We start from the raw sequence: 24,044 nt of genomic DNA, 5'->3' as shown, positions 1-24,044 counted from the left end.
AGTTCATGTGATATAGCATCTTTTGGATTTTTCAGATTTTTTGTATTTATTTTCAACAATCTGCTGTTCTGTTCAGCAAAAAAGCGAGTCACAAGCTATCGGTTATAAAATAAGATGGCCGTTCTAAACCGGGCTTTCATCAAATAGTTACATCTGTTTTTTAAACTTTGACGTACAATAACTGCCTTTTTCGTTGCTGCAGAGGAATTTTATGCTGGGCTTTTTTGAACGCTTAACCAACCCTTTCCCTGATAAAGAGCCAACTCAGCCACCTCAAGGCCTGTTTGCATTTTGTTTGCATTACAGTCAAGGCATGGTGTTGCCTCTGATCCTGATGTCTATTGCGACAGCCTTACTGGCCGCATTAGAAGTGTCCTTATTTGGCTATATGGGGCAATTAGTCGATTGGTTGGTAACCAAGAATCCGGCTACTTTCTGGCAGGAAGAGCAGGATACCTTGATCACTATGGCCATAGTGATGTTGCTGGTGTTGCCTGGTTTGGTATTTTTTCACTCAGCCCTGATCCACCAAACTATATTGGGTAACTACCCTATGTCGATCCGCTGGCTGGCGCATCGTTATTTACTGAAACAAAGTTTGGGTTTCTACCAGAATGAATTCGCTGGTCGCATCGCCACTAAAGTGATGCAAACGGCTTTGGCAGTGCGCGAAACGGCCACCAAGCTGCTGGATGTGATGGTGTATGTGGTGGTGTATTTTGGCTCTATGTTGTATCTGATCGCCGATGCAGATTGGCGCTTGGTACTGCCGATGATTGCCTGGTTAGTCATATACACCGGCTTGCAGTTTTATTTTGTGCCGAGACTGAAACAAGTTGCAACAGAACAAGCCGATGCCCGTTCAGAAATGACAGGCCGTATTGTCGACAGCTACACCAATATCAGCACTATTAAACTGTTTTCACACACGGCTCGTGAGTCAGAATACGCCCGCGATAGCATGCAGCTGTTTCTGGTGCCTGTGTACAGACAAATGCGACTGGCTACCTGGCTCAATATTTGTGTGCAGGGTCTGAACTATCTGTTGGTGTTCTCTATTGCCACGCTGGCGATATGGCTTTGGTCTGTCAATGCCGTCACTGTGGGCTCTATTGCCATCGCAGTCAGTCTGGCGCTGCGTTTAAATGGTATGTCGCAGTGGATCATGTGGGAAGTCAGTGCACTGTTTGAAAACATAGGTACTGTGGCAGATGGTATTGCGACTTTGTCTCAGCCTCAGCAAATCATCGACAAAGCTGATGCGAAGCCGCTTGAAGTGCCACAAGGTCAGATTGAGTTTAAGCAACTGAACTTTAACTACGGCAAAGCAGCAGGTGAACATGGTCCTGTGATTGATGGTCTGGACTTGTCGATTAAACCCGGTGAAAAAGTAGGTTTAGTCGGCCGTTCTGGTGCTGGTAAATCCACGCTGGTGAACTTACTGCTGCGCTTTTATGATGTCAATTCAGGCCAGATTTTGATAGACGGTCAGGACATCAAAACTGTATCACAGGAAAGTCTTCGCGCTCATATAGCTATGGTGACCCAGGATACCTCCCTGCTACACCGTACTGTAAGGGAAAATATTTTATATGGTCGTCCTGGCGCTACCGAAGCGGAAATGATTGAAGCAGCCCGTTTAGCCGAAGCCGATGCTTTTATTCAGGAGCTTACCGATCCTAAAGGCAACAGTGGCTACGACGCTCAGGTGGGCGAACGTGGAGTCAAGCTTTCTGGTGGTCAACGTCAACGTATTGCAATAGCTCGGGTTTTACTGAAAAACGCCCCTATTCTGATTTTGGATGAAGCCACCTCAGCGCTGGACTCCGAAGTAGAATCAGCTATTCAGCATAGTCTGACTCAGTTGATGATAGGCAAAACGGTTATAGCCATTGCACACCGTTTATCTACCATAGCAGCTATGGACAGGCTGATCGTTCTGGATCAAGGTCGTATTGTGGAACAAGGCAGTCATCAGGAACTGATCGCCAAAGGCGGTATTTACGCTCAATTATGGGCGCATCAAACCGGCGGCTTTATTGGTGTGGAATAAATAATAAAGGTCAGAGTCTTGGCTCTGACCTGTTGTTTTTAGCTTAAACGCGGGTCGGTTTCAGCGACCATCGGCCGGTTTAAATGCGCATTTCTGAACTGTAATAATACAGGGAAGGGTTTTAAGTCGACTAAATCGCGGAACAATATCCAGTCGATTAAAGTGAACAGACTGATACCAGGATAGTCCCAGTCACCGAAATGCCCTGCCCTGATTTGTTGCTCAAGTGCCTCTAGCGTCGCCTGAATTCGCTCATGCTGAAGATTAAAAAACAATTTATCTTCAGTCACGTCAAAACCTGAGCGCTTACAAAGCAGTAATTCAACCAAGGAGTCTGTGCAGGCATTGATGGTCGTCAGACCGTTTTCCTGATCCCAGCTCAATGGTTTGAATTTCAGTTTCGAAGCCAAATAACGATAAATTACGCCTGAATCAAAAATAACCTGCTCTCCATCCACTAACACAGGCACTTTGCGTGCCGGATTATGTTGTACCAACACTGAACGGCCTTCAGACTCAAAAATATTAAGCGCTACAAACTGATAAGGTTGCCCTGCCAGTACTAAACGTAAACGACGAACAAAAGGGGAAGCCACTGAACCTAATAACTGCATAACCTACTCCAATTTCAAACCATAGCTTTAGTGTACAACCAGAGTCAGCGGCTTAGATAGTGCTGATAGTCTGTTAATTTGGGCTTAGGGCAGAAAGCTTTTTCAATTCAAATTGATACGCAGTCTGAGCAACCTGCGCAATGATAGCTTCATTGGTTCGGCTTGACTCGGCTGAGTCTTTCACAAAAACAGCAACCAGCAAGGGCCGTCCATCAGGCAACAGAATGATACCTAAATCATTAGTGGCCGCAGTTTTTCCGGCTTTGATACCCGAAGTACCAGTTTTATGTGCGACCACAGTACCAGCTGGTAACAAACCTTTTAACCGCTCTGGTCCTGTGGTGGTTTCGACCATCCACTTCCATAACAAAGCCTGCGAGGTTTCAGACAGCTGTGTTTTTTGCTCAAACTTTTTCAGGATCTCTGCAGCACCTTTCATCGAGGTCCAGTTTTGATACTGCACCTGATCATCGGCGTGCATCTGCGCTTCATTTGCGACCACAGCGGTCTCCTTTATACCCATAGACTGGATATAGTCATGCAAAGCAGCTGGTCCACCAACCAGTTCAAATAACAAATCACAGGCCACGTTATCGCTGTGCGAGACCGAGTATTGCAGCAGTTGCTGCACTGGAACACTAAACTCGTCTCCCTGATACGCTTTCATTATCGGAGCCCAGGTATTCTGTAAAACCTTAGCCCTGTTTACGATAACGGTCTGATTTAAATCCAACTTTCCCTGATCAACCTGATGCAGTACCAACATAGCTAAATGCAATTTAAATACACTTTGCATTGGGAATTTTTCAAAAGGATTAATCAGTAAAGGTTCCAGATCGTCAGGCCCCCACACTGCAACGCCTACAGTGGCTTTTTTTCCAATGACTATGGATTCAATTTGCTCTTTTAACAGTGGGGATTGCGCTGAGGTTTCGAATGAACTAAAAGATACCATCAGTAGCGTCGAGGCAGTAACTACAGCTTTTATAATGACATTCATCGGATTGTCCTTTTGATAAGTCGATATGAATTATACAAAAGGCAGCCAAAGCTGCCTTTTTAGGGTATAGGAAGTATAAACCACCTTTTTGGGTATAGGAAGTATAAACCACCTTTTTGCTCCTCATCCGAAGTATCTTACCTGAAATTCCCTCACTCGTTTACCGCTCAAGCCCCAATTTTAACTGCCGGTCCAGCCTAAACCGCTCTAATAAGGTTCGATTTGGCGGTAAAATCTCTAGCCTGATAGCTCGAGAGATACAAACTGCCCCACCGCCCCGTTTAAAAGTTGGCAGTGTTGAGCAGTGTTGGATTTGGGGTCGTCAGTCAAAGAGACGACTCTGTGATGGATCGAACAGGCTGGGAGTCAGTGGCGGCGCTCGTTCTGGTGGCAGCTCACGCTGCTTGGCGGCATTCGCCTTGGCTGTTTTCTGTTTCAGATGCTTGAGAATCTGCTCAATGACCTTCGGATCTTCGATGCTGGCAATCACTTTGACGTGACCGCCGCAGTGTTCGCAGACTTCAATATCAATATTGAAGACTCGCTTGAGGCGTTGCATCCAGGTCATGGCGCGGTGGCGCTCTGCAGGACTCTTGTCACGCCAGTTAGTATCGAGACCTTCCGATTTGTCGGGCTTCTTGCCCCGCTTGGCGGGTGTTACTTGAACTCGGTGTTTGCTGTTCGGTGCAAAGACGCCGTGGAAGCGTGTGAGGTTGACTCGCGGCTTAGGTACCAACGCAGCGAGTTTGGCGATGAAGTCCAGCGGCTCGAAGATCACATGGGTGGTGCCATTGCGGTACGGAGTTTTGAGCTCGTAACGCACCTGCCCATTGGCGGTTAATGCCAGACGTTTTTCTGAAACCGCTGGCCGACTAATGTAGCGACACAAGCGCTCAAGCTTATCCCGCTGATGCGCTTCGGCCATCACACCGGCGTGTAGCGAGAAACCAGCATGGTTGGCTACTCGACTGCTTGAGTCGGCTTTATCCTCACGCCCTGGCAAGGTTTGCAGGGTGAAGACTTTGCGCCCTTGCTGGGGGCCGACGGCAATGCGATACGTAACCGAAGCACCATGTAATTGAGTCAGCGTATCGTCTTCGCCCTCTTCCAGTGTCAACCACGTATTCTCGGCATCACGCTCCAAAATCCCACGCTTTTCCATGCAGCGAGCGATGCGATGGCTGAGGGTGTGAGCGAGCGTATTCAGCTCATCGTAAGTGGGTGCCTTGACACGATGGAAGCGTTGCTTGCCATAGTCATCTTCGGCATAGACACCATCGAGAAACAGCATGTGGTAGTGGACATTGAGATTTAGCGCGGAGCCAAAGCGTTGGATAAGAGTCACTGAGCCAGTTTGTGCAGAGGCTTTGGTGTAACCGGCTTTTTTGATCAGATGAGTTGAGAGTGTACGATAGACGATACTCAAGACCTGGCCCATCAGCTGGGGATGGCGAGCCAGCAAAAAGCGTAGCTGGAAAGGAAAGCTGAGCACCCACTGGCGAATGGGCTCCTTGGGGAAGACTTCGTCTATCAGCAGCGCCGCACTCTCGGCCATCCGGCGGGCACCGCAGCTAGGGCAAAAGCCGCGTCGTTTACAGCTGAAGGCGACCAGACGCTCGTGATGACAATCCTCGCAGCGAACCCGCATGAAACCATACTCCAGACGGCCACATTGGAGGAGGTCGTTGAATTCTTGTTGGATGTAGCGAGGCAGGTGTTGACCTTGGGCTTCGAGTGAGGCTTTGAAGGCTGGGTAGTGCTGCTCAACCAGCTGGTAGAGCAGCGTCTGGTCGGGTTGGTGGCGTTCGTAACCGTTTGTTTGAGTGGGCGATTGACTCGCCGTGGCGTTCCTTGCCAGCGACATGGGTATCCTCCGCTGATACTGTGGTTATGTACAGTATCAGCGGCTTGCGTTCAGACGTCCAGTCTGGCCCTAGACATCGCTAAATGCTTAACCCGCAATAGCCCTCACGAGTTGTTATCAGCCACTACCGGTTGAGCGAGAAGGTTTTGGGTTCAGGGTGCTATTGCTCCACCAATCACAATACTGAAGCCCCAACTGTTATCAGTTGGGGCTTTTTCTTGTCTGTTTGCGGCGGTTGCGTTTTATCGGTAGTCGTCGAGCTCTGCACCATCCCACATAAGAGCTTAACGGTGCGATCTTCAACGCCATCACACAAAACTTTCTTTTTCACGCACAGTCAACTTATTGGATGTTTTATTAACAACCCAAAAGGAGATATTTAGCGGGCGGCCGGAAGGTGAATGCTAGGCATGATCTAACCCTCGGTCTCTGGCGTCGCGACTGCGAAATTTCGCGAGGGTTTCCGAGAAGGTGATTGCGCTTCGCAGATCTCCAGGCGCGTGGGTGCGGACGTAGTCAGCGCCATTGCCGATCGCGTGAAGTTCCGCCGCAAGGCTCGCTGGACCCAGATCCTTTACAGGAAGGCCAACGGTGGCGCCCAAGAAGGATTTCCGCGACACCGAGACCAATAGCGGAAGCCCCAACGCCGACTTCAGCTTTTGAAGGTTCGACAGCACGTGCAGCGATGTTTCCGGTGCGGGGCTCAAGAAAAATCCCATCCCCGGATCGAGGATGAGCCGGTCGGCAGCGACCCCGCTCCGTCGCAAGGCGGAAACCCGCGCCTCGAAGAACCGCACAATCTCGTCGAGCGCGTCTTCGGGTCGAAGGTGACCGGTGCGGGTGGCGATGCCATCCCGCTGCGCTGAGTGCATAACCACCAGCCTGCAGTCCGCCTCAGCAATATCGGGATAGAGCGCAGGGTCAGGAAATCCTTGGATATCGTTCAGGTAGCCCACGCCGCGCTTGAGCGCATAGCGCTGGGTTTCCGGTTGGAAGCTGTCGATTGAAACACGGTGCATCTGATCGGACAGGGCGTCTAAGAGCGGCGCAATACGTCTGATCTCATCGGCCGGCGATACAGGCCTCGCGTCCGGATGGCTGGCGGCCGGTCCGACATCCACGACGTCTGATCCGACTCGCAGCATTTCGATCGCCGCGGTGACAGCGCCGGCGGGGTCTAGCCGCCGGCTCTCATCGAAGAAGGAGTCCTCGGTGAGATTCAGAATGCCGAACACCGTCACCATGGCGTCGGCCTCCGCAGCGACTTCCACGATGGGGATCGGGCGAGCAAAAAGGCAGCAATTATGAGCCCCATACCTACAAAGCCCCACGCATCAAGCTTTTGCCCATGAAGCAACCAGGCAATGGCTGTAATTATGACGACGCCGAGTCCCGACCAGACTGCATAAGCAACACCGACAGGGATGGATTTCAGAACCAGAGAAAGAAAATAAAATGCGATGCCATAACCGATTATGACAACGGCGGAAGGGGCAAGCTTAGTAAAGCCCTCGCTAGATTTTAATGCGGATGTTGCGATTACTTCGCCAACTATTGCGATAACAAGAAAAAGCCAGCCTTTCATGATATATCTCCCAATTTGTGTAGGGCTTATTATGCACGCTTAAAAATAATAAAAGCAGACTTGACCTGATAGTTTGGCTGTGAGCAATTATGTGCTTAGTGCATCTAACGTTTGACATGAGGGGCGGCCAAGGGCGCCAGCCCTTGGACGTCCCCCTCGATGGAAGGGTTAGGCATCACTGCGTGTTCGCTCGAATGCCTGGCGTGTTTGAACCATGTACACGGCTGGACCATCTGGGGTGGTTACGGTACCTTGCCTCTCAAACCCCGCTTTCTCGTAGCATCGGATCGCTCGCAAGTTGCTCGGCGACGGGTCCGTTTGGATCTTGGTGACCTCGGGATCATTGAACAGCAACTCAACCAGAGCTCGAACCAGCTTGGTTCCCAAGCCTTTGCCCAGTTGTGATGCATTCGCCAGTAACTGGTCTATTCCGCGTACTCCTGGATCGGTTTCTTCTTCCCACCATCCGTCCCCGCCTCCAAGAGCAACGTACGACTGGGCATACCCAATCGGCTCTCCATTCAGCATTGCAATGTATGGAGTGACGGACTCTTGCGCTAAAACGCTTGGCAAGTACTGTTCCTGTACGTCAGCAAGTGTCGGGCGTGCTTCTTCTCCGCCCCACCACTCGACGATATGAGATCGATTTAGCCACTCATAGAGCATCGCAAGGTCATGCTCAGTCATGAGGCGCAGTGTGACGGAATCGTTGCTGTTGGTCACGATGCTGTACTTTGTGATGCCTAACATTTTATTAACCCTTTTGCCAGATTTGGTAACTATAATTTATGTTAGAGGCGAAGTCTTGGGTAAAAACTGGCCTAAAATTGCTGGGGATTTCAGGAAAGTAAACATCACCTTCCGGCTCGATGTCTATTGTAGATATATGTAGTGTATCTACTTGATCGATCAGGCTTTTGTATATCTCCCCACCACCTGAAACAATGACATGATCCGTTATTTTCTTTAGGTTGGTTAAAGCATCTTTAATTGATGGAAAGATCACTACGTTCTCATTGTCAGATGTAAAACTTGAACGTGTTACGACCGCATACTTTCGGTTGGGTAATGCTCCCATTGATTCAAAAGTCTTGCGTCCAACCAACAGCCATTGGTTATAGGTAATAGCTTTAAACAGGAGCTGTTCACCTTTGGCACTCCATGGAATATCAGGGCCATTCCCGATAACTCCATTCTTCGATATAGCTACCATTAGTGATAGTTTCACAATTCTTCCTCAGAGGTTAACATTTTATTAGACATTATTTGCCGACTACCTTGGTGATCTCGCCTTTCACGTAGTGAACAAATTCTTCCAACTGATCTGCGCGGGAGGCCAAGCGATCTTCTTCTTGTCCAAGATAAGCCTGTCTAGCTTCAAGTATGACGGGCTGATACTGGGCCGGCAGGCGCTCCATTGCCCAGTCGGCAGCGACATCCTTCGGCGCGATTTTGCCGGTTACTGCGCTGTACCAAATGCGGGACAACGTAAGCACTACATTTCGCTCATCGCCAGCCCAGTCGGGCGGCGAGTTCCATAGCGTTAAGGTTTCATTTAGCGCCTCAAATAGATCCTGTTCAGGAACCGGATCAAAGAGTTCCTCCGCCGCTGGACCTACCAAGGCAACGCTATGTTCTCTTGCTTTTGTCAGCAAGATAGCCAGATCAATGTCGATCGTGGCTGGCTCGAAGATACCTGCAAGAATGTCATTGCGCTGCCATTCTCCAAATTGCAGTTCGCGCTTAGCTGGATAACGCCACGGAATGATGTCGTCGTGCACAACAATGGTGACTTCTACAGCGCGGAGAATCTCGCTCTCTCCAGGGGAAGCCGAAGTTTCCAAAAGGTCGTTGATCAAAGCTCGCCGCGTTGTTTCATCAAGCCTTACGGTCACCGTAACCAGCAAATCAATATCACTGTGTGGCTTCAGGCCGCCATCCACTGCGGAGCCGTACAAATGTACGGCCAGCAACGTCGGTTCGAGATGGCGCTCGATGACGCCAACTACCTCTGATAGTTGAGTCGATACTTCGGCGATCACCGCTTCCCTCATGATGTTTAACTTTGTTTTAGCCACCAATGATGCCCTCACTTTCCATGATTTTGGTGGGAATGGATTTTCTTAGCGGCAACTTACTTTCGTTGTCTATATCCATGTTAAAGGCGAAAAAGTAAACCTCTGTCTCCTTCTCAACCCACCCAACCCACCATGCGACACCAGGATTTGACTCAGTTCCCACACCAGAAAAACCAGTTTTTGAATGCACTAGATATTCAGGTGCCGCCTCCGTTACCAAAGCCTCTTTTACTATTAGCTGGTTTTCTTTAGATGCTGACAATTTATTTAAATATAGAGACTCTAGAAACTCCACTTGATTAACTGCGGAAATTCTAAGCTGGCCTTCCAACCAGAATTTGTCAATGCCACCACTGATATTCTGGTTGCCATAGGAAAATTTTTTAAGGTATTTCTGCATTCTTACTTCGCCAACTTCTCTGGCGATTTGTTGAAATACGGGAACAGCTGAAACTTGTATTGCCCCTCTTAAGGTCAAGTCTCTTTCCCATTGCTTCATGGCTCTTGGCTTTCCGTCCCATTTGAAAACCTGATGCTCATTCTTTATGACACCAGTTTCTAGGCCGATAATTGCGTTGGGGATCTTAAATGTTGATGCTGGAAGATATTCCTTTGATGCACGAGCTAAGTCATTGGTAGCGCAGGATTTACTGCTACTTTTACAAAGCACGAAGACACCATTGACGGCTTCGGCAGAGAACTCTTTGTTCCAAGACGTATTTTCTGTAATTGAACCAGCTAATGCCGTACTCGAAAGACACGCGATAATTACATATGCGGCAAATGTTTTCATGGCACCTTCTTGGTGGCTAACGCCAGAATTAAGCCGTGCCGCGAAGCGGCGTCGGCTTGAATGAATTGTTAGACGACAAACTCGCGCCAATACTTATGCAGACCAAAAATATTTGACGAGCACAGCAGAGGCATTGCTGTCTTAATTTTATCCAGTGGCCAGTTCCACCACTCCATCTCCATGAGCAATGAGATTTCCTCATCGGAGAAGCGCTTCTTAATTTGCTTTGCGGGACTTCCTCCGATGATGGCATAAGGCACTACATCTTTTGTCACCAACGAGCGACTACCTATCACGGCACCGTCTCCAATTTTGATTCCGGGCATAATCATTGCCTCCGAGCCTATCCAGACATCATTGCCAATGGCGGTATCACCTGCTCTTTGGAAGGCATCGAGTGCGCTTGAGAAAGCAGGTTCCTCTTGCATATAGAAGAAGGGGAAGGATGATGCCCAGTCATGCCGATGCCCCTGATTGCCAGCCATGATGAAGGAAGCCCCGCTTCCTATAGAACAAAAGCTGCCAATGATCAATTTATCAACGTCATCACGATCTGGATGCAAGTATCGCGCGCATTCATCAAATGAGTGGCCGTGATAGTAGCCAGAGTAATAGCTATAACGGCCTACTTTGATGTTTGGATTTTTCACTTGCTCAGAAAGAAGCTCCCCTTTGAAAGGGCTGTCAAAGTAGTTTTTCATCAGAGTTCGTGGAACCTTTTCTTGCCGTCTAACACCTGAGTTAAGCCGCGCCGCGAAGCGGCGTCGGCTTGGACGAATTGTTAGGCCGCATATCGCGACCTGAAAGCGGCACGCAAGACCTCAACCTTTTCCGCCCCGAGTGAGGTGCATGCGAGCCTGTAGGACTCTATGTGCTTTGTAGGCCAGTCCACTGGTGGTACTTCATCGGCATAGTAAAAGTAATCCCAGATGATCGCCTCCCAGCTGTTACAACGGACTGGCCGCCCGGCGATGACGCCCTCAGCCGCCTCTGGGCACGAGCCCTGCGGAGCCTCCGCGATTTCATACGCTTCGTCTGCCCACCAAGCAGGTTCGCAGTCAAGTAACTCATCCCCGATCTCCGCTAAGAATCCATAGTCCAACTCCTCCATGACGCGCCCGCCGAGCATTTCAACTATTGCCTCGAGCTCGCCGCGCCTCTCGCCGGGAAACGTCAGATCAATATCATCGTGCTTGCGTGTTACACGCCCTAGCCGTGCATCGATCGCCCAGCCCCCACCGATCCAGAGCGGCAGATTTCGCTCATCTGCCGCAGCTAGAATTTTGTGTATCAATGTGACCTGCGTTGTGTCCATGCGGCCTAACTTTGTTTTAGGGCGACTGCCCTGCTGCGTAACATCGTTGCTGCTCCATAACATCAAACATCGACCCACGGCGTAACGCGCTTGCTGCTTGGATGCCCGAGGCATAGACTGTACAAAAAAACAGTCATAACAAGCCATGAAAACCGCCACTGCGCCGTTACCACCGCTGCGTTCGGTCAAGGTTCTGGACCAGTTGCGTGAGCGCATACGCTACTTGCATTACAGTTTACGAACCGAACAGGCTTATGTCAACTGGGTTCGTGCCTTCATCCGTTTCCACGGTGTGCGTCACCCGGCAACCTTGGGCAGCAGCGAAGTCGAGGCATTTCTGTCCTGGCTGGCGAACGAGCGCAAGGTTTCGGTCTCCACGCATCGTCAGGCATTGGCGGCCTTGCTGTTCTTCTACGGCAAGGTGCTGTGCACGGATCTGCCCTGGCTTCAGGAGATCGGAAGACCTCGGCCGTCGCGGCGCTTGCCGGTGGTGCTGACCCCGGATGAAGTGGTTCGCATCCTCGGTTTTCTGGAAGGCGAGCATCGTTTGTTCGCCCAGCTTCTGTATGGAACGGGCATGCGGATCAGTGAGGGTTTGCAACTGCGGGTCAAGGATCTGGATTTCGATCACGGCACGATCATCGTGCGGGAGGGCAAGGGCTCCAAGGATCGGGCCTTGATGTTACCCGAGAGCTTGGCACCCAGCCTGCGCGAGCAGCTGTCGCGTGCACGGGCATGGTGGCTGAAGGACCAGGCCGAGGGCCGCAGCGGCGTTGCGCTTCCCGACGCCCTTGAGCGGAAGTATCCGCGCGCCGGGCATTCCTGGCCGTGGTTCTGGGTTTTTGCGCAGCACACGCATTCGACCGATCCACGGAGCGGTGTCGTGCGTCGCCATCACATGTATGACCAGACCTTTCAGCGCGCCTTCAAACGTGCCGTAGAACAAGCAGGCATCACGAAGCCCGCCACACCGCACACCCTCCGCCACTCGTTCGCGACGGCCTTGCTCCGCAGCGGTTACGACATTCGAACCGTGCAGGATCTGCTCGGCCATTCCGACGTCTCTACGACGATGATTTACACGCATGTGCTGAAAGTTGGCGGTGCCGGAGTGCGCTCACCGCTTGATGCGCTGCCGCCCCTCACTAGTGAGAGGTAGGGCAGCGCAAGTCAATCCTGGCGGATTCACTACCCCTGCGCGAAGGCCATCGGTGCCGCATCGAACGGCCGGTTGCGGAAAGTCCTCCCTGCGTCCGCTGATGGCCGGCAGCAGCCCGTCGTTGCCTGATGGATCCAACCCCTCCGCTGCTATAGTGCAGTCGGCTTCTGACGTTCAGTGCAGCCGTCTTCTGAAAACGACACCATGTGCAAACGATGTCAGAATAGAGTTAAATTTCCTATTGATTGACATATTCCGTCAAAGGTAATAGATTTCATCCTGACACTTTTGCCTTTGGAGGCATCTTGCAAGGTCAACGCATCGGCTATGTCCGCGTCAGCAGCTTCGACCAGAACCCGGAACGGCAATTGGAGGGTGTTCAGGTGGCGCGGGTGTTCACCGACAAGGCTTCTGGCAAGGACACCCAGCGTCCCGAGCTGGAAAGGCTGCTGGCCTTCGTCCGCGAGGGCGACACCGTGGTGGTGCATAGCATGGACAGGCTGGCACGCAACCTTGATGACCTGCGCCGCATCGTCCAAGGGCTGACACAACGGGGCGTGCGCATGGAGTTCGTCAAAGAAGGGCTGAAGTTCACCGGCGAGGACTCACCGATGGCCAATCTGATGCTGTCGGTCATGGGAGCCTTCGCTGAGTTCGAGCGCGCCCTGATCCGCGAACGTCAGCGCGAGGGAATCGTGCTGGCCAAGCAGCGCGGTGCCTACCGGGGACGAAAGAAATCGCTGAACAGCGAACAAATTGCCGAGTTGAAACGGCGAGTTGCGGCAGGCGACCAAAAAACCTTGGTGGCCCGTGACTTCGGCATCAGCCGCGAAACCTTGTACCAGTACCTGCGGGAAGACTGACCATGCCACGCCGCTCAATCCTGTCCGCCACCGAGCGCGAAAGCCTGCTGGCACTGCCAGATGCCAAAGACGAACTGATACGGCACTACACGTTCAACGAAACCGACCTGTCGGTGATCCGTCAGCGTCGCGGCGCCGCGAATCGATTGGGCTTCGCTGTGCAGCTTTGCTACTTGCGATTCCCTGGCACCTTTTTGGGCGTCGATGAGCCTCCGTTTCCGCCCCTGTTGCGCATGGTGGCCGCGCAACTCAAGATGCCAGTGGAAAGTTGGAGCGAGTACGGCCAGCGCGAACAGACACGGCGGGAGCACTTGGTCGAGCTGCAAACGGTTTTTGGGTTCAAGCCCTTCACCATGAGCCACTATCGGCAAGCCGTGCATACATTGACCGAGCTGGCCTTGCAGACCGACAAAGGCATCGTGCTGGCGAGCGCACTTGTCGAGAATCTGCGGCGGCAGAGCATTATCCTGCCCGCCATGAATGCCATCGAGCGCGCAAGCGCCGAGGCCATCACCCGTGCCAACCGACGCATTTACGCGGCGCTGACCGATTCTTTGTTATCACCCCACCGTCAGCGCCTGGACGAACTTCTCAAGCGCAAGGACGGCAGTAAAGTGACGTGGCTGGCATGGCTGCGCCAGTCGCCTGCCAAACCGAACTCTCGCCACATGCTCGAACATATTGAGCGCCTGAAATCCTGGCAAGCACTTGATCTGCCCGCAGGCATCGAGCGGCAGGTTCACCAGAACCGCCTGCTCAAAATCGCTCGTGAAGGTGGCCAGATGACGCCTGCTGATCTGGCAAAGTTCGAGGTGCAACGACGCTATGCCACGCTGGTAGCGCTGGCCATCGAAGGCATGGCCACCGTCACCGATGAAATCATCGACCTTCACGATCGCATCATCGGCAAGCTGTTCAACGCGGCCAAGAACAAGCATCAGCAGCAGTTCCAGGCTTCCGGCAAGGCGATCAACGACAAGGTGCGGATGTATGGGCGCATCGGTCAAGCGTTGATTGAGGCCAAGCAAAGCGGCAGCGATCCGTTCGCCGCCATCGAGGCCGTTATGCCCTGGGACACCTTCGCCGCCAGCGTCACCGAAGCGCAAACATTGGCGCGGCCTGCCGACTTTGATTTCCTGCACCACATCGGTGAAAGCTATGCCACGCTACGCCGCTACGCGCCGCAGTTCCTGGGCGTGCTCAAATTGCGGGCTGCAAATTTATCAAGAGTAAACTATTAAAAATCCATTAAAATCAATACTTTCACTTTGAGAACATGTATTTAAAGTAAATAACAATTAAAGCCTGTATCTTAGTTATCACTTGAGATACAGGCTTTTTATTTATTCGTTCATATAATTAAACAGTTTGCCTAAAAAATCATCGCTAATGGTTAATTGATACTGTTTTTCAACGAGATTTCGAAGTTCCATAACGAGAAGCAAAGAGTTCTTATAGGCTTCATATAGTTCTAATTCATTTAATCGGGCAGTAGTCTTTTTAAACTTTTCATAGTTTTCAGGACTAATTTCTTTTTCAAGATTCTTTGTCATATTAAACCAATTATCGGCATTTTCTTCCGCAATTCGAATGAGTTGTAGTATATTTTTTTGTAATTGAGATAAAAGTTCCAGTGAACGTGCATTTTCCCCTCTTTTAAGAACATTAATCCCCATTAACCATAGGTTGGAAAAATTATTCAATAAAAAATTTACGTTTTCTTCTGTAAGTCTATTTGGTCCCGGACCTTCCAACTCTGATAAATACAATTCTAGTTGTCCTGTTTCATCATAAATAAACATTGCTTTTGTGTCAGGAATGTAGCCTGATTCTTTGAATGAAGGAATAATATTCATTTCGTTTTCGGAAAGGAAATGAAATTCACCACGTGTTAGATTTTCAAAAATTACTACTTCCGTACCGTACTCATTTTGATAGAGTAAAGTGTAGGAAGCGACTTCATTTAGCCATTTTGCTGAATCAAAGGTGGAAATTGTATCATCTTTTAGAAAAACGTAATATTCTATATCAGAGTATTGATCTCCCTCTCCTTTTGTAAAAGAGCCATACATCATACAAGCAGATATTCGTTCATCTGACTGGACAAGTTCCTTAACCCTTGCCATTAGTTCCTTTTGTTTTAACAATTCGATTCCTTCTTTCTTTATTTTGATTCAGGGAGAAATAAAAAATCCTCCCAAATAATGTTGGAAGGATTAGTCATGTCACTTTTTAAGACACTCAAATAAAACTATTTAGCCTTTTTAGCTATTCAGTCTTACATTTATTTAGTATATGGAAAAATGGGCAGACTAATCCTAAGTTTTTAAACTGAAATATACTATTTCATTTGTTAAAAATTAGATTAGTTCTTCATTGTCCACCCATCTCTCCTTTCGATTAATAGTATATTAATTTTAACACTTCAAAGTTCAAAGCACAAGTTGGTGAAACTCATAGATTAACTATTCTCTAATGTACAAATCTCCGTATAATTTTTGGATCTGGTTCCTTAATCTTATATTTTCCTCTTCTAATTCCTTTACTCTTGTTTTTAAGGTTTTAATAAGGACTTCTTCAGAACGGGAGCTTTTCTTGGGTTTTGATATTACATTTTCTGTTTTTTGCTGTTTTCGGAGAGATTCAATCCTTTGCCTAATATCATGTTCCTTATAAAGCCATGATTTAGAAACATTAGCTTCCTTTGCAACTGTGTTAAAATTAATAGTCTTACCTTCAAGCGATAGTTTAGAGATAACCTTGTCTACATTTTCTCTAGTCCGCCTGGACTTTTGCTTTGCCAAACGCACAATTTCCTCTGTATTTCGTACCTGTTTAACCATCTAACTAATCCCCTTCAGGCTGCCAATTATTTGCTCTAGTCGCTCTTTAACACGGTTATTAGTCTCTATTTGCCTTTGCCATTGCTTTTCCTTAGCGACTGCCAATAACTCCTCAGTACGATTTAACTGTTCCTCATGCTGCGATAAAAACTGCTTACTTGTACAAAAATGAGTACAATCTAAACAAGCATTGGCGTGTGGACAAGAACCTGCTATTACTGGTAATCGGCAATAACCATTTGGAAGAACTTGTGCATTAATATTTTTCTTGAACCATTGAAGATCAACATCATCGACTTCATTGTCATTATCTAACTCAATTATATCTCCATTATTAGTTACCAGTTTTTCTTTGAATTTTGTAAATTCAGCTTTAAGGGTTTCATCAAAAATATGAGCATATCTGCTTGTCATTTCAGGACTTTCATGACCCAAAAACTTTTGTACAATATGCTGCGGTACTCCGTTATTAATCATTCTTGTTCCTACTGTATGGCGAAAGGCATGGGCATGGAATCTATAAATCTCGCCTGATTTATCGACTATTTTTTGCTCATAAGCTAATTTGTTTAACTCGTCTCTAAATGTTTCTTGTTTTAATGGCGATCCATCTTTTCTTGGAAAGAGGTATTCACTATCTGGAAACTCCCATGAAACTTTATCTTCCCGAACTTTAATCAATAAAGCTACCTCTTTTGATATTGGAACTATATGCTCCTTTTTCATTTTCCATTGATAATACTTTAAAAAGTAATCTCCATCTTTGTCCTCTAATAGACAACCTTTTTTCAAGGTGCACAATTCGCTTATCCTCATCCCACATTCTTGGACTATCATAGTCATCGTAGCTATATATTCGGGTAATTTATCAAGATGACTGTTCAATTGCTCCAGAACGTATTCATCTATAAAACGAGGTTTTGCTCTCGGTATTTTGGGATAGTCTTCTGGATAGATTAACACCTTGGAAGGAATATCATTCCATTCTAGCCTTAGAAGGGTACTAAATAGTCCTTCCAATATAGAGATCCTCCCAGTTATTGTGCTAGGCTTTATCCCCATCATATTTAATTCGCTTAAATATGCTTCAATTTCCATTCTCGTTAATTGGTTTATTCTCTGAACGTGTTTAAAATTCATGTCCAAGAAATTAAAGAACTCTTTAAGTTTTTGGGCGATATCACATACATAGGAAAAGCTATCCGTATTTAATCTCAATTTACAATATCTTTTTACGAGTTGTTTAAAATACGTATTGCGAACCCCTTTAAAGTTAATTACATATTCATATTGTGTCGGATTAACCTTATCATCTGGCAAAGGTAACTTACGTCTATCCCAAATGTCTTTATCCCACTCCTCCCCATCAAAATAAAAGTCCTCATAAAACTCCATAAATTGTTTTAAATTAGTAACATAGTAAGAATTAGCTTCTACAGCTATTTTTTCTTGATTAGCAGTAATCTTATAATTAGTAGTGGTAATTCTAACACCCTGTTCTGTCAAATATGTCCTATATTCCGTCATTGCTTTTTTAATAGGAACTTCAGTAATTGAAGTAATGTTAGGATACTTTAAATCTAAAAAATCTAACATTCTATTAATTACAGTTCCTTTTCTAATCCATACAGTTTTTGCATTCCATATTCCATTATTTAAATGGTAAAAATAAAAATATTTCAATTCTGTTCTTAACCACAGATTTTTAACACGTTCAAAACGAACCCACCGATTTCTTAAAGTAGGGTTCTTACTTAATTCTATGGCAGAAGGATGCGGACATTTCCTTATATCCCAACTATTATTAGCCCAAAATCCCTGCAATTCTTCATTCATTGCAGCTATTTTCTTACTGATCTCACTCTGACTGATATATTTTTCCTTTTACTAGAATCATTCATTTCTTATGTTCCTTTCTCTCAAGATATTTATTAAACTCATTTTTCATATCTTGATCTGAAAGATGAACATAGGTATTTAACGTTGTTTGAACATGTGCATGGCCCAACCTCTTTTGAACGTGTGCAACATCCCATCCATCCCTAATTAGCTGCGTTGCATGAGTGTGGCGTAGCATATGCGGCGTAAACTCTATTCTAGTTCTTTTAACTATTCTTCTAACTAGATCAAGAACACTTTGGTACTTTAGTGGTTTTCCAAAATAGCCTTCTTTTAAAGAAATAAAAACATAATCATGCTCCAAGTCCTCACCATACTCATATACCAAATAATCTGTATAAAGTGCCATAAGTTCTTTACTCACATGTATTGTTCTTTCCTTCCTTAATTTAATATAGGCCTCATTAACATTAACGTCTCTGGGTGTTAAATGGATTTGATTGTCCCAAGTGGCAATATCCTCAAGCCTTAGCGATAACACTTCACCGATTCTTAAACCACCCTCATACATAAGCATTAAAATTAATTTATCCCTCTTCGTATGACAAGCATCAATAATTTGCTTAACTTCCTCTGATGTTAGTGTTCTTATCTGCTTCTTTTTAACCCTTAACTTTAAGATATTCTTTTGATATTTACCCTTATTAATATGATGTAAAAACCCCTTAAAATTTCTCCCCTTTGCTTGTTTAAATACATCAATTGACTTAAATTCTCCTAATCTACTTAAATATTCCAGATAACTCATAACAGCATTTAAAATTGTATTCACTGTCGTTTCTTCTCTTATGGCTTCTTTTGACTAGAGATCAATTACATTTGCTGCTGTTGGGTATCTCAACCAACCTACAAAATCTGCTAATTTCTCAAAGTTAATATCATTAAGGGTAATCCCCCTCTGTTCCATAAACTCATATAGCAACTTTAAATGATAGCAGTATGCTTTAATGGTATTTGGTGACTTACCAGTATTATCTAGATATTTTATAAACCTCATTACTGGTTCTATTACCTGATATTCTTCATCTAGCAATAAATACAATGGATATGGCTTATTCTCCACTTTTATCCTTTGAACCTTCACATCCTCCCACCTCTCTTTAACCACTTTAACTACTATAAATTATAGACCTTGTTAATTTTTATTTAAAGTAAAAACCTCCCTAATATCCCCCTCCTAAACTACTTTAACTACTATTATTCATTATACTATGGATAAGCGCCCGCCGCCAAGGGTGTGCTCGATGCCATCGACATGCTGCGCGGCATGAACAGCGACAGCGCGCGCAAGGTGCCCGCCGATGCGCCAACCGCATTCATCAAGCCGCGCTGGGCAAAGCTGGTTCTGACCGACGACGGCATCGACCGGCGTTACTACGAGTTATGCGCCCTGTCGGAGCTGAAGAACGCGCTGCGCTCCGGTGATGTCTGGGTGCAGGGTTCTCGCCAGTTCAAGGACTTCGACGAATACCTGGTGCCGGTCGAGAAGTTCGCCACTTTGAAGCTGGCCAGCGAATTGCCGCTGGCAGTGGCCACCGACTGCGACCAATACCTGCATGACCGGTTGGAATTGTTGGAGGCGCAACTCGCCACAGTCAACCGCATGGCTGCGGCCAACGACTTACCGGATGCCATCATCACCACCGCGTCAGGCCTGAAGATCACGCCGCTGGACGCGGCAGTACCAGACGCCGCGCAAGCCATGATCGACCAGACAGCTATGCTGCTGCCGCACCTCAAAATCACCGAGTTGCTGATGGAGGTCGATGAATGGACGGGCTTCACCCGCCACTTCACACACCTGAAGACCAGCGACACGGCCAAGGACAAAACCTTGCTGTTGACGACGATCCTGGCCGACGCGATCAACCTGGGTCTGACCAAAATGGCCGAGTCCTGCCCTGGCACCACCTACGCCAAGCTGTCTTGGCTGCAAGCCTGGCACATCCGCGATGAAACCTATTCGACGGCGCTGGCCGAGCTGGTGAATGCGCAGTTTCGGCAACCCTTCGCCGGCAACTGGGGTGACGGCACCACGTCATCGTCGGACGGCCAGAACTTCAGAACCGGCAGCAAAGCAGAAAGCACTGGTCATATCAACCCGAAGTATGGAAGCAGTCCAGGACGGACTTTCTACACCCATATCTCCGACCAGTACGCGCCCTTCAGTGCCAAGGTGGTCAACGTGGGCATTCGTGATTCAACTTACGTGCTTGATGGCCTGCTGTACCACGAGTCGGACTTGCGCATCGAGGAACACTACACCGACACGGCAGGCTTCACCGATCACGTGTTTGGCTTGATGCATTTGCTGGGATTTCGCTTCGCGCCGCGTATCCGTGACTTGGGCGAAACCAAGCTATTCATCCCCAAGGGCGATGCCGCCTATGACGCGCTCAAGCCGATGATTAGCAGCGACAGGCTGAACATCAAGCAAATACGCGCCCATTGGGATGAAATTCTGCGGCTGGCCACCTCCATCAAGCAAGGCACGGTAACGGCTTCGCTGATGCTGCGCAAACTCGGCAGCTACCCGCGCCAGAACGGCTTGGCCGTGGCGTTGCGCGAGCTGGGGCGCATCGAGCGCACGCTGTTCATTTTGGATTGGCTGCAAAGCGTGGAGCTGCGCCGCCGCGTCCATGCGGGGCTGAATAAGGGCGAGGCGCGCAACGCGCTGGCCAGGGCGGTCTTCTTCTACCGATTGGGTGAAATCCGCGACCGCAGTTTTGAGCAGCAGCGCTACCGGGCCAGCGGCCTCAATCTGGTGACGGCGGCCATCGTGTTGTGGAACACGGTATATCTGGAGCGTGCCACCAGTGCTTTGCGTGGCAACGGCACGGCGCTGGACGACACATTGTTGCAATATCTGTCGCCGCTGGGGTGGGAGCACATCAACCTGACCGGCGATTACCTATGGCGCAGCAGCGCCAAGGTCGGTGCGGGGAAGTTTAGGCCATTGCGACCGCTGCCACCGGCTTAGCGTGCTTTATTTTCCGTTTTCTGAGACGACCCCTATCCCGTTGAGCTGGCCGGGCGGGTATTTACCTTAAAGAAACAGATGCTGGACAATATTCAGGAACACAAAATCGCTCATAAGGTGTTCGCCATGAACAAGCCTCTGCTTATTTTTCATGCGACTGAAGATGATACTGTGTTAATTGAGCAGGCCGAAAAAATATTCAAAGCAGCAAAGCATCCCAAGAGTTTCATTTCGTTGGGTAAGGCGGATCACCTTCTGACTCATACTCAGGATGCTGAATACGTTGCCGATATCATTATATCGTGGAGCGAATGTTACCTATAAACAGAGTAAATGCGTTCAAACTCGTAGCGCAGAGGGCGATTTTCTGCAGAGATCGGACGCTGTTTATGCTGGACTGATTTTGCGATAAAGGCTTAGGCCGATGCATACAGGTGGGGCTGAATAAGGGTGAGGCCCTTGGGCGAGCATCCTTCATGCACCGGCTGAATGAAATCAGGGATCTGGGGGTGAGAGGATCAGCGTTACCACGCCACCGGCGCTGACACTACATACGGCGGCGATAACACTCTGGAATACGGTTTATATAGAAAGAACCATTGAGCCGCTTAAGCAAAAAGGAGTCCCTGTTAATGAACTGCTGGTCTCTCATCCTTCTCCACTGCTGTACAAAATATAGTCTTAGCGTGGGATAATTTCCGTTTTCCAAGCGGACCCCATTTTGTTTACCCCGACATGGTGGGGAGTCAAGCCAGCACGATCTAAGCGGTATTTTACAAAATCCGGCAATTCCTCGGATGGGGGGCAAGTTTCACGCTTGCGGCCGTTTAAAACTTCACGCCGAACCGCTGCAATAGTCCCTGTGATTGTGACTTCCTGCCCTTCTGAAAAATACACGCTTTTTTTAACCTCACCCGGCACGCCAACGGCTTGTGCTGTGCGCGACAAGATGTAGGTATCATTGCCGGTGCCCGGTTGAATGGAAAACGAGTATGGGAGTTTTGCCTTGCACTGTTCCTGAATGAAATAATCCAGATGCTGATGTATCCGGTATAAGTCGTAGGACGAAATCCTTAAGCGAAGCGTACTTTCGAAATAATTCATGCTTTTTCTCACCAAAGGCCTTAGGCTGTATTACCTAAGGTTTGCTTATGGTAATGGGTAGGCGTCAGGTGACGAAATTGGGACTGAAAAAGAAAGAGGCAGATTCAGAAGGTTACGAAGTAAGTATTGCCATATTCATTCTGTTGCTGATGTGAGCATCCTACCAAGCTCAAACAATGCAGCACGGCGATGACATGTTACTTTGTCAAAGACCGTGCCATTCCGGTACCAAAATTTTCCATCGGTCTTTACTTGAGAGAATAATGGTGACATGTCGTAGACAGTATCTGGAATTATCATGCCTTCATTGGCGAGGACACCAGCAGTAATTGAATGGTTTCCACCGAATACAAAAGCTATATTCCAGGGAAGCCAAATCATTACTCGGTGGTTCATTTCATCCTGCTCCCAAGGGTTTCCCGCATGGAACCCTATGGAAGATAATGCGGATACATAACGATTGTAGTTCCAAGGACAAGGTAATATTAATGATGTAGATAGATCAGCAACATAGCTCGTTTCGTGGGTTAAACATGACTGTAGAGCATCATAATCAAGTACATCAAAAATATCTGAGAAAAAGAATTTATATGGGTTAACAAAGTCATCAGAGCGTGCATCCGTACCTTCTTCAGCTACCGCTATCAGTAAGTCACTTTGAATGTTTCTTCCGATGGCATTGATTAGCAACGGTATTGACCTCCCTCCGATTGACTGCCCCACAGCAATAATTCTGTTGAATTTCTCATAATTCATTTCTTGGATTTTACGCTGTTCATCCAAAATATGGTTCTTGATAATATGATTTTTCAGCTTACTTAAAAACATGATGATTATCTCGAATTATTGATTATTTGATTTCTGCTGTTCCAAGCAAAATACCTCACACAAGCAGCACTTCGATGGTTTCGCCATGATAAGTACCTATGACCTCAGTTGCCAGGCGGTCACTGTTACGCTGGATATCGCGCGGTGCATAGTTTTGAAGTGGCTTAATATCCAGACGCTGATCTTGAATGACAATATAGGGCATCAAAGCGGTTACGGTTTTCAATGCGGCAGTCGCTGCACCATCTTCATTACGAAATACGATGTTTGCCACAGGCTGTATTTTGGCTGGCCGACGCAGGCGCAACTTTTCCTGAGGGGTATTTGCAATTTTCTGGGCAAGATTACCGACAGGTAAGCTCACGGCACTATTGTCAATGACATCCGTTTGCATAGATGCCAGCAATTTAGTTTTGTCTGGGATCCGCAGTAGCGATTTGCGTTGCCATGAGAAGCGGACAGATTGAAGGTCGGCATTATGCCAGGCACGGATTTGGCGGTACAGATGTAGAGTCATAACACCAGGACACGCATTATGTAGTGCAGAAAAGCGCGCATTCTGATTACCGAACTCACTGATGATGTGGTCCTGTATAGACTGCTTACTAAAGTTAATGGCCGTGATCAGCGCCATGACTTCAGCTGAGAATTCTGGGTTGTCATCCGCGTACCAAAGTACACCGGCAGTTCGACGCGTCGATTTCTGAGAAAGCCCATCCTTAATATGCAGATCGGTGTAAGCTTTTTGGGCCTGCTCGATGGCTTGAGCGCCATACATTAGAATCGGTTCAATACGGGCAACCGGCAGGTTTTCTTCACCATCGGCCACTGGCGGTATAACGCAAACGCGTGCATATAGCGGAGACTTCTCCGCCAGCACTCGATTGAGCAACGCCAAGTCATCTTCCAGGCGATGGAAGGTTTGTGCGATGTTCATAATAATAAATCCCCGAGAAAGGGTAACGTGCTAACCCCCCACCGTGGTGGGGGCTGTATATATATCCATACTTTATACAATTATCAGGCGGGAATGCAAGAATTCGTTATTTCACATGAAGCCGGGGTT

The 24,044-nt window shown here is 47.8% G+C and carries 20 protein-coding genes and 5 pseudogenes; 7 read left to right on the top strand and 18 right to left on the bottom strand.

The genetic code is table 11. The features are described 5' to 3' along the window. The first annotated feature begins 211 nt into the window (after nt 1-211). Nucleotides 212-2,053, top strand: coding sequence for an ABC transporter ATP-binding protein (locus P3L44_RS20710; protein WP_032495614.1), 1,842 nt, complete (start codon nt 212-214; stop codon nt 2,051-2,053). A gap of 38 nt (nt 2,054-2,091) precedes the next feature. On the opposite strand, the gene P3L44_RS20705 is transcribed toward P3L44_RS20710, so the two are convergent. The 11 genes from P3L44_RS20705 to aadB form a co-directional block, all read right to left on the bottom strand. Beyond that, on the bottom strand, nt 2,092-2,667 hold the full coding sequence (locus tag P3L44_RS20705; RefSeq protein WP_001176353.1) for a glutathione S-transferase family protein: 576 nt from the start codon (nt 2,665-2,667) through the stop codon (nt 2,092-2,094). A 73-nt stretch (nt 2,668-2,740) separates the two neighbouring features. Next, nucleotides 2,741-3,667: an inhibitor-resistant extended-spectrum class A beta-lactamase PER-1 gene (locus P3L44_RS20700; protein ID WP_001100753.1), complete on the bottom strand. Its 927-nt coding sequence runs from the start codon at nt 3,665-3,667 to the stop codon at nt 2,741-2,743. Nucleotides 3,668-3,989: 322 nt separating this feature from the next. Then, on the bottom strand, nt 3,990-5,531 hold the full coding sequence (locus P3L44_RS20695; protein ID WP_000050481.1) for an IS91-like element ISCR1 family transposase: 1,542 nt from the start codon (nt 5,529-5,531) through the stop codon (nt 3,990-3,992). A 404-nt stretch (nt 5,532-5,935) separates the two neighbouring features. Next, the gene (sul1, locus tag P3L44_RS20690; protein WP_000259031.1) at nt 5,936-6,775 is read right to left on the bottom strand and encodes a sulfonamide-resistant dihydropteroate synthase Sul1; all 840 of its coding nucleotides are present in this window, start codon (nt 6,773-6,775) and stop codon (nt 5,936-5,938) included. Continuing rightward, a complete protein-coding gene (locus P3L44_RS20685) occupies nt 6,769-7,116 on the bottom strand; it encodes a quaternary ammonium compound efflux SMR transporter QacE delta 1 (RefSeq protein WP_000679427.1) in 348 nt (115 codons plus the stop codon). Before P3L44_RS20685 ends, sul1 begins: the two co-directional genes overlap by 7 nt. Nucleotides 7,117-7,284: 168 nt before the next feature. Continuing rightward, nucleotides 7,285-7,866 carry an AAC(6')-Ib family aminoglycoside 6'-N-acetyltransferase gene (aac(6')-Ib, locus tag P3L44_RS20680; RefSeq protein ID WP_137022591.1) on the bottom strand — a complete coding sequence of 194 codons (582 nt, stop codon included), beginning with the start codon at nt 7,864-7,866 and terminating at the stop codon, nt 7,285-7,287. A 4-nt stretch (nt 7,867-7,870) separates the two neighbouring features. Next, nucleotides 7,871-8,344, bottom strand: a complete 474-nt coding sequence (gene dfrA1 / locus P3L44_RS20675) for a trimethoprim-resistant dihydrofolate reductase DfrA1 (RefSeq protein ID WP_000777555.1) — start codon at nt 8,342-8,344, stop codon at nt 7,871-7,873. A gap of 34 nt (nt 8,345-8,378) precedes the next feature. After that, nucleotides 8,379-9,170, bottom strand: coding sequence for an ANT(3'')-Ia family aminoglycoside nucleotidyltransferase AadA1 (gene aadA1, locus P3L44_RS20670; RefSeq protein ID WP_001206316.1), 792 nt, complete (start codon nt 9,168-9,170; stop codon nt 8,379-8,381). A 16-nt stretch (nt 9,171-9,186) separates the two neighbouring features. Continuing rightward, nucleotides 9,187-9,987, bottom strand: coding sequence for an oxacillin-hydrolyzing class D beta-lactamase OXA-10 (locus P3L44_RS20665; RefSeq protein WP_000846390.1), 801 nt, complete (start codon nt 9,985-9,987; stop codon nt 9,187-9,189). A 68-nt stretch (nt 9,988-10,055) separates the two neighbouring features. Next, nucleotides 10,056-10,688 carry a type B-3 chloramphenicol O-acetyltransferase CatB8 gene (locus tag P3L44_RS20660; RefSeq protein ID WP_048608591.1) on the bottom strand — a complete coding sequence of 211 codons (633 nt, stop codon included), beginning with the start codon at nt 10,686-10,688 and terminating at the stop codon, nt 10,056-10,058. An 80-nt stretch (nt 10,689-10,768) separates the two neighbouring features. Continuing rightward, nucleotides 10,769-11,302, bottom strand: coding sequence for an aminoglycoside nucleotidyltransferase ANT(2'')-Ia (aadB, locus tag P3L44_RS20655; protein WP_000381802.1), 534 nt, complete (start codon nt 11,300-11,302; stop codon nt 10,769-10,771). A 145-nt stretch (nt 11,303-11,447) separates the two neighbouring features. Between aadB and intI1 the strand changes: the two genes are divergently transcribed. The 3 genes and pseudogenes from intI1 to P3L44_RS20640 all read left to right on the top strand — a co-directional run. Beyond that, nucleotides 11,448-12,461 (top strand): class 1 integron integrase IntI1, encoded by a 1,014-nt coding sequence (gene intI1 / locus P3L44_RS20650; RefSeq protein ID WP_000845054.1) that lies wholly within the window; start codon nt 11,448-11,450, stop codon nt 12,459-12,461. A 305-nt stretch (nt 12,462-12,766) separates the two neighbouring features. Continuing rightward, nucleotides 12,767-13,324, top strand: coding sequence for a recombinase family protein (locus tag P3L44_RS20645; protein ID WP_001162012.1), 558 nt, complete (start codon nt 12,767-12,769; stop codon nt 13,322-13,324). Between the two features lie 2 nt (nt 13,325-13,326). After that, nucleotides 13,327-14,541: pseudogene (locus P3L44_RS20640) on the top strand (DUF4158 domain-containing protein); the annotation flags it as partial. Nucleotides 14,542-14,667: 126 nt separating this feature from the next. On the opposite strand, the gene lnu(G) reads toward P3L44_RS20640, so the two are convergent. The 4 genes and pseudogenes from lnu(G) to P3L44_RS20620 all read right to left on the bottom strand — a co-directional run bounded on the left by lnu(G) (nt 14,668) and on the right by P3L44_RS20620 (nt 19,150). After that, nucleotides 14,668-15,471, bottom strand: a complete 804-nt coding sequence (gene lnu(G), locus P3L44_RS20635) for a lincosamide nucleotidyltransferase Lnu(G) (protein ID WP_272662756.1) — start codon at nt 15,469-15,471, stop codon at nt 14,668-14,670. Between the two features lie 318 nt (nt 15,472-15,789). Beyond that, nucleotides 15,790-16,167, bottom strand: a complete 378-nt coding sequence (locus tag P3L44_RS20630) for a DUF6262 family protein (protein WP_002333497.1) — start codon at nt 16,165-16,167, stop codon at nt 15,790-15,792. After that, nucleotides 16,168-18,003, bottom strand: a complete 1,836-nt coding sequence (locus P3L44_RS20625; RefSeq protein WP_410480068.1) for a tyrosine-type recombinase/integrase — start codon at nt 18,001-18,003, stop codon at nt 16,168-16,170. Nucleotides 18,004-18,064: 61 nt separating this feature from the next. After that, nucleotides 18,065-19,150 (bottom strand): annotated as a pseudogene (locus P3L44_RS20620) (tyrosine-type recombinase/integrase). 135 nt (nt 19,151-19,285) lie between these two features. Between P3L44_RS20620 and P3L44_RS20615 the strand changes: the two are divergent. The 3 pseudogenes from P3L44_RS20615 to P3L44_RS20605 form a co-directional block, all read left to right on the top strand. Then, nucleotides 19,286-21,046: pseudogene (locus tag P3L44_RS20615) on the top strand (Tn3 family transposase); the annotation flags it as partial. A 33-nt stretch (nt 21,047-21,079) separates the two neighbouring features. After that, nucleotides 21,080-21,370 (top strand): annotated as a pseudogene (locus tag P3L44_RS20610) (alpha/beta hydrolase); the annotation flags it as partial. A gap of 26 nt (nt 21,371-21,396) precedes the next feature. After that, nucleotides 21,397-21,710 (top strand): annotated as a pseudogene (locus P3L44_RS20605) (Tn3 family transposase); the annotation flags it as partial. Between the two features lie 17 nt (nt 21,711-21,727). On the opposite strand, the gene P3L44_RS20600 reads toward P3L44_RS20605, so the two are convergent. The 3 genes from P3L44_RS20600 to P3L44_RS20590 all read right to left on the bottom strand — a co-directional run bounded on the left by P3L44_RS20600 (nt 21,728) and on the right by P3L44_RS20590 (nt 23,915). Continuing rightward, nucleotides 21,728-21,994, bottom strand: coding sequence for a hypothetical protein (locus P3L44_RS20600; protein WP_272579150.1), 267 nt, complete (start codon nt 21,992-21,994; stop codon nt 21,728-21,730). 291 nt (nt 21,995-22,285) lie between these two features. Further along, entirely contained in the window at nt 22,286-22,978 is a 693-nt protein-coding gene (locus P3L44_RS20595; protein ID WP_042849105.1) for a DUF6710 family protein, read from the bottom strand. 55 nt (nt 22,979-23,033) lie between these two features. Continuing rightward, the gene (locus P3L44_RS20590; protein WP_042849106.1) at nt 23,034-23,915 is read right to left on the bottom strand and encodes a DNA replication terminus site-binding protein; all 882 of its coding nucleotides are present in this window, start codon (nt 23,913-23,915) and stop codon (nt 23,034-23,036) included. Between the last annotated feature and the right edge of the window lie 129 nt (nt 23,916-24,044).

Source organism: Providencia sp. PROV175 (assembly GCF_032707045.1).
GTDB classification, from domain to species: Bacteria; Pseudomonadota; Gammaproteobacteria; order Enterobacterales; family Enterobacteriaceae; genus Providencia; species Providencia hangzhouensis.
The sequence above is the reverse complement of the archived record's forward strand: the minus strand, read 5'-3'. Positions and strand labels throughout refer to the sequence as shown.

Excerpts from the sequence above, each read along its gene's own strand:
- aadB (WP_000381802.1), bottom strand. The coding sequence starts at position 11,302 with ATGGACACAACGCAGGTCACATTGATACACAAAATTCTAGCTGCGGCA.
- P3L44_RS20705 (WP_001176353.1), bottom strand. The coding sequence starts at position 2,667 with ATGCAGTTATTAGGTTCAGTGGCTTCCCCTTTTGTTCGTCGTTTACGT.
- P3L44_RS20700 (WP_001100753.1), bottom strand. The coding sequence starts at position 3,667 with ATGAATGTCATTATAAAAGCTGTAGTTACTGCCTCGACGCTACTGATG.
- P3L44_RS20665 (WP_000846390.1), bottom strand. The coding sequence starts at position 9,987 with ATGAAAACATTTGCCGCATATGTAATTATCGCGTGTCTTTCGAGTACG.
- P3L44_RS20685 (WP_000679427.1), bottom strand. The coding sequence starts at position 7,116 with ATGAAAGGCTGGCTTTTTCTTGTTATCGCAATAGTTGGCGAAGTAATC.
- P3L44_RS20630 (WP_002333497.1), bottom strand. The coding sequence starts at position 16,167 with ATGGTTAAACAGGTACGAAATACAGAGGAAATTGTGCGTTTGGCAAAG.
- sul1 (WP_000259031.1), bottom strand. The coding sequence starts at position 6,775 with ATGGTGACGGTGTTCGGCATTCTGAATCTCACCGAGGACTCCTTCTTC.
- P3L44_RS20710 (WP_032495614.1), top strand. The coding sequence starts at position 212 with ATGCTGGGCTTTTTTGAACGCTTAACCAACCCTTTCCCTGATAAAGAG.
- P3L44_RS20625 (WP_410480068.1), bottom strand. The coding sequence starts at position 18,003 with ATGAATGAAGAATTGCAGGGATTTTGGGCTAATAATAGTTGGGATATA.
- P3L44_RS20660 (WP_048608591.1), bottom strand. The coding sequence starts at position 10,688 with ATGAAAAACTACTTTGACAGCCCTTTCAAAGGGGAGCTTCTTTCTGAG.
- P3L44_RS20595 (WP_042849105.1), bottom strand. The coding sequence starts at position 22,978 with ATGTTTTTAAGTAAGCTGAAAAATCATATTATCAAGAACCATATTTTG.
- intI1 (WP_000845054.1), top strand. The coding sequence starts at position 11,448 with ATGAAAACCGCCACTGCGCCGTTACCACCGCTGCGTTCGGTCAAGGTT.
- aadA1 (WP_001206316.1), bottom strand. The coding sequence starts at position 9,170 with ATGAGGGAAGCGGTGATCGCCGAAGTATCGACTCAACTATCAGAGGTA.
- P3L44_RS20695 (WP_000050481.1), bottom strand. The coding sequence starts at position 5,531 with ATGTCGCTGGCAAGGAACGCCACGGCGAGTCAATCGCCCACTCAAACA.
- P3L44_RS20590 (WP_042849106.1), bottom strand. The coding sequence starts at position 23,915 with ATGAACATCGCACAAACCTTCCATCGCCTGGAAGATGACTTGGCGTTG.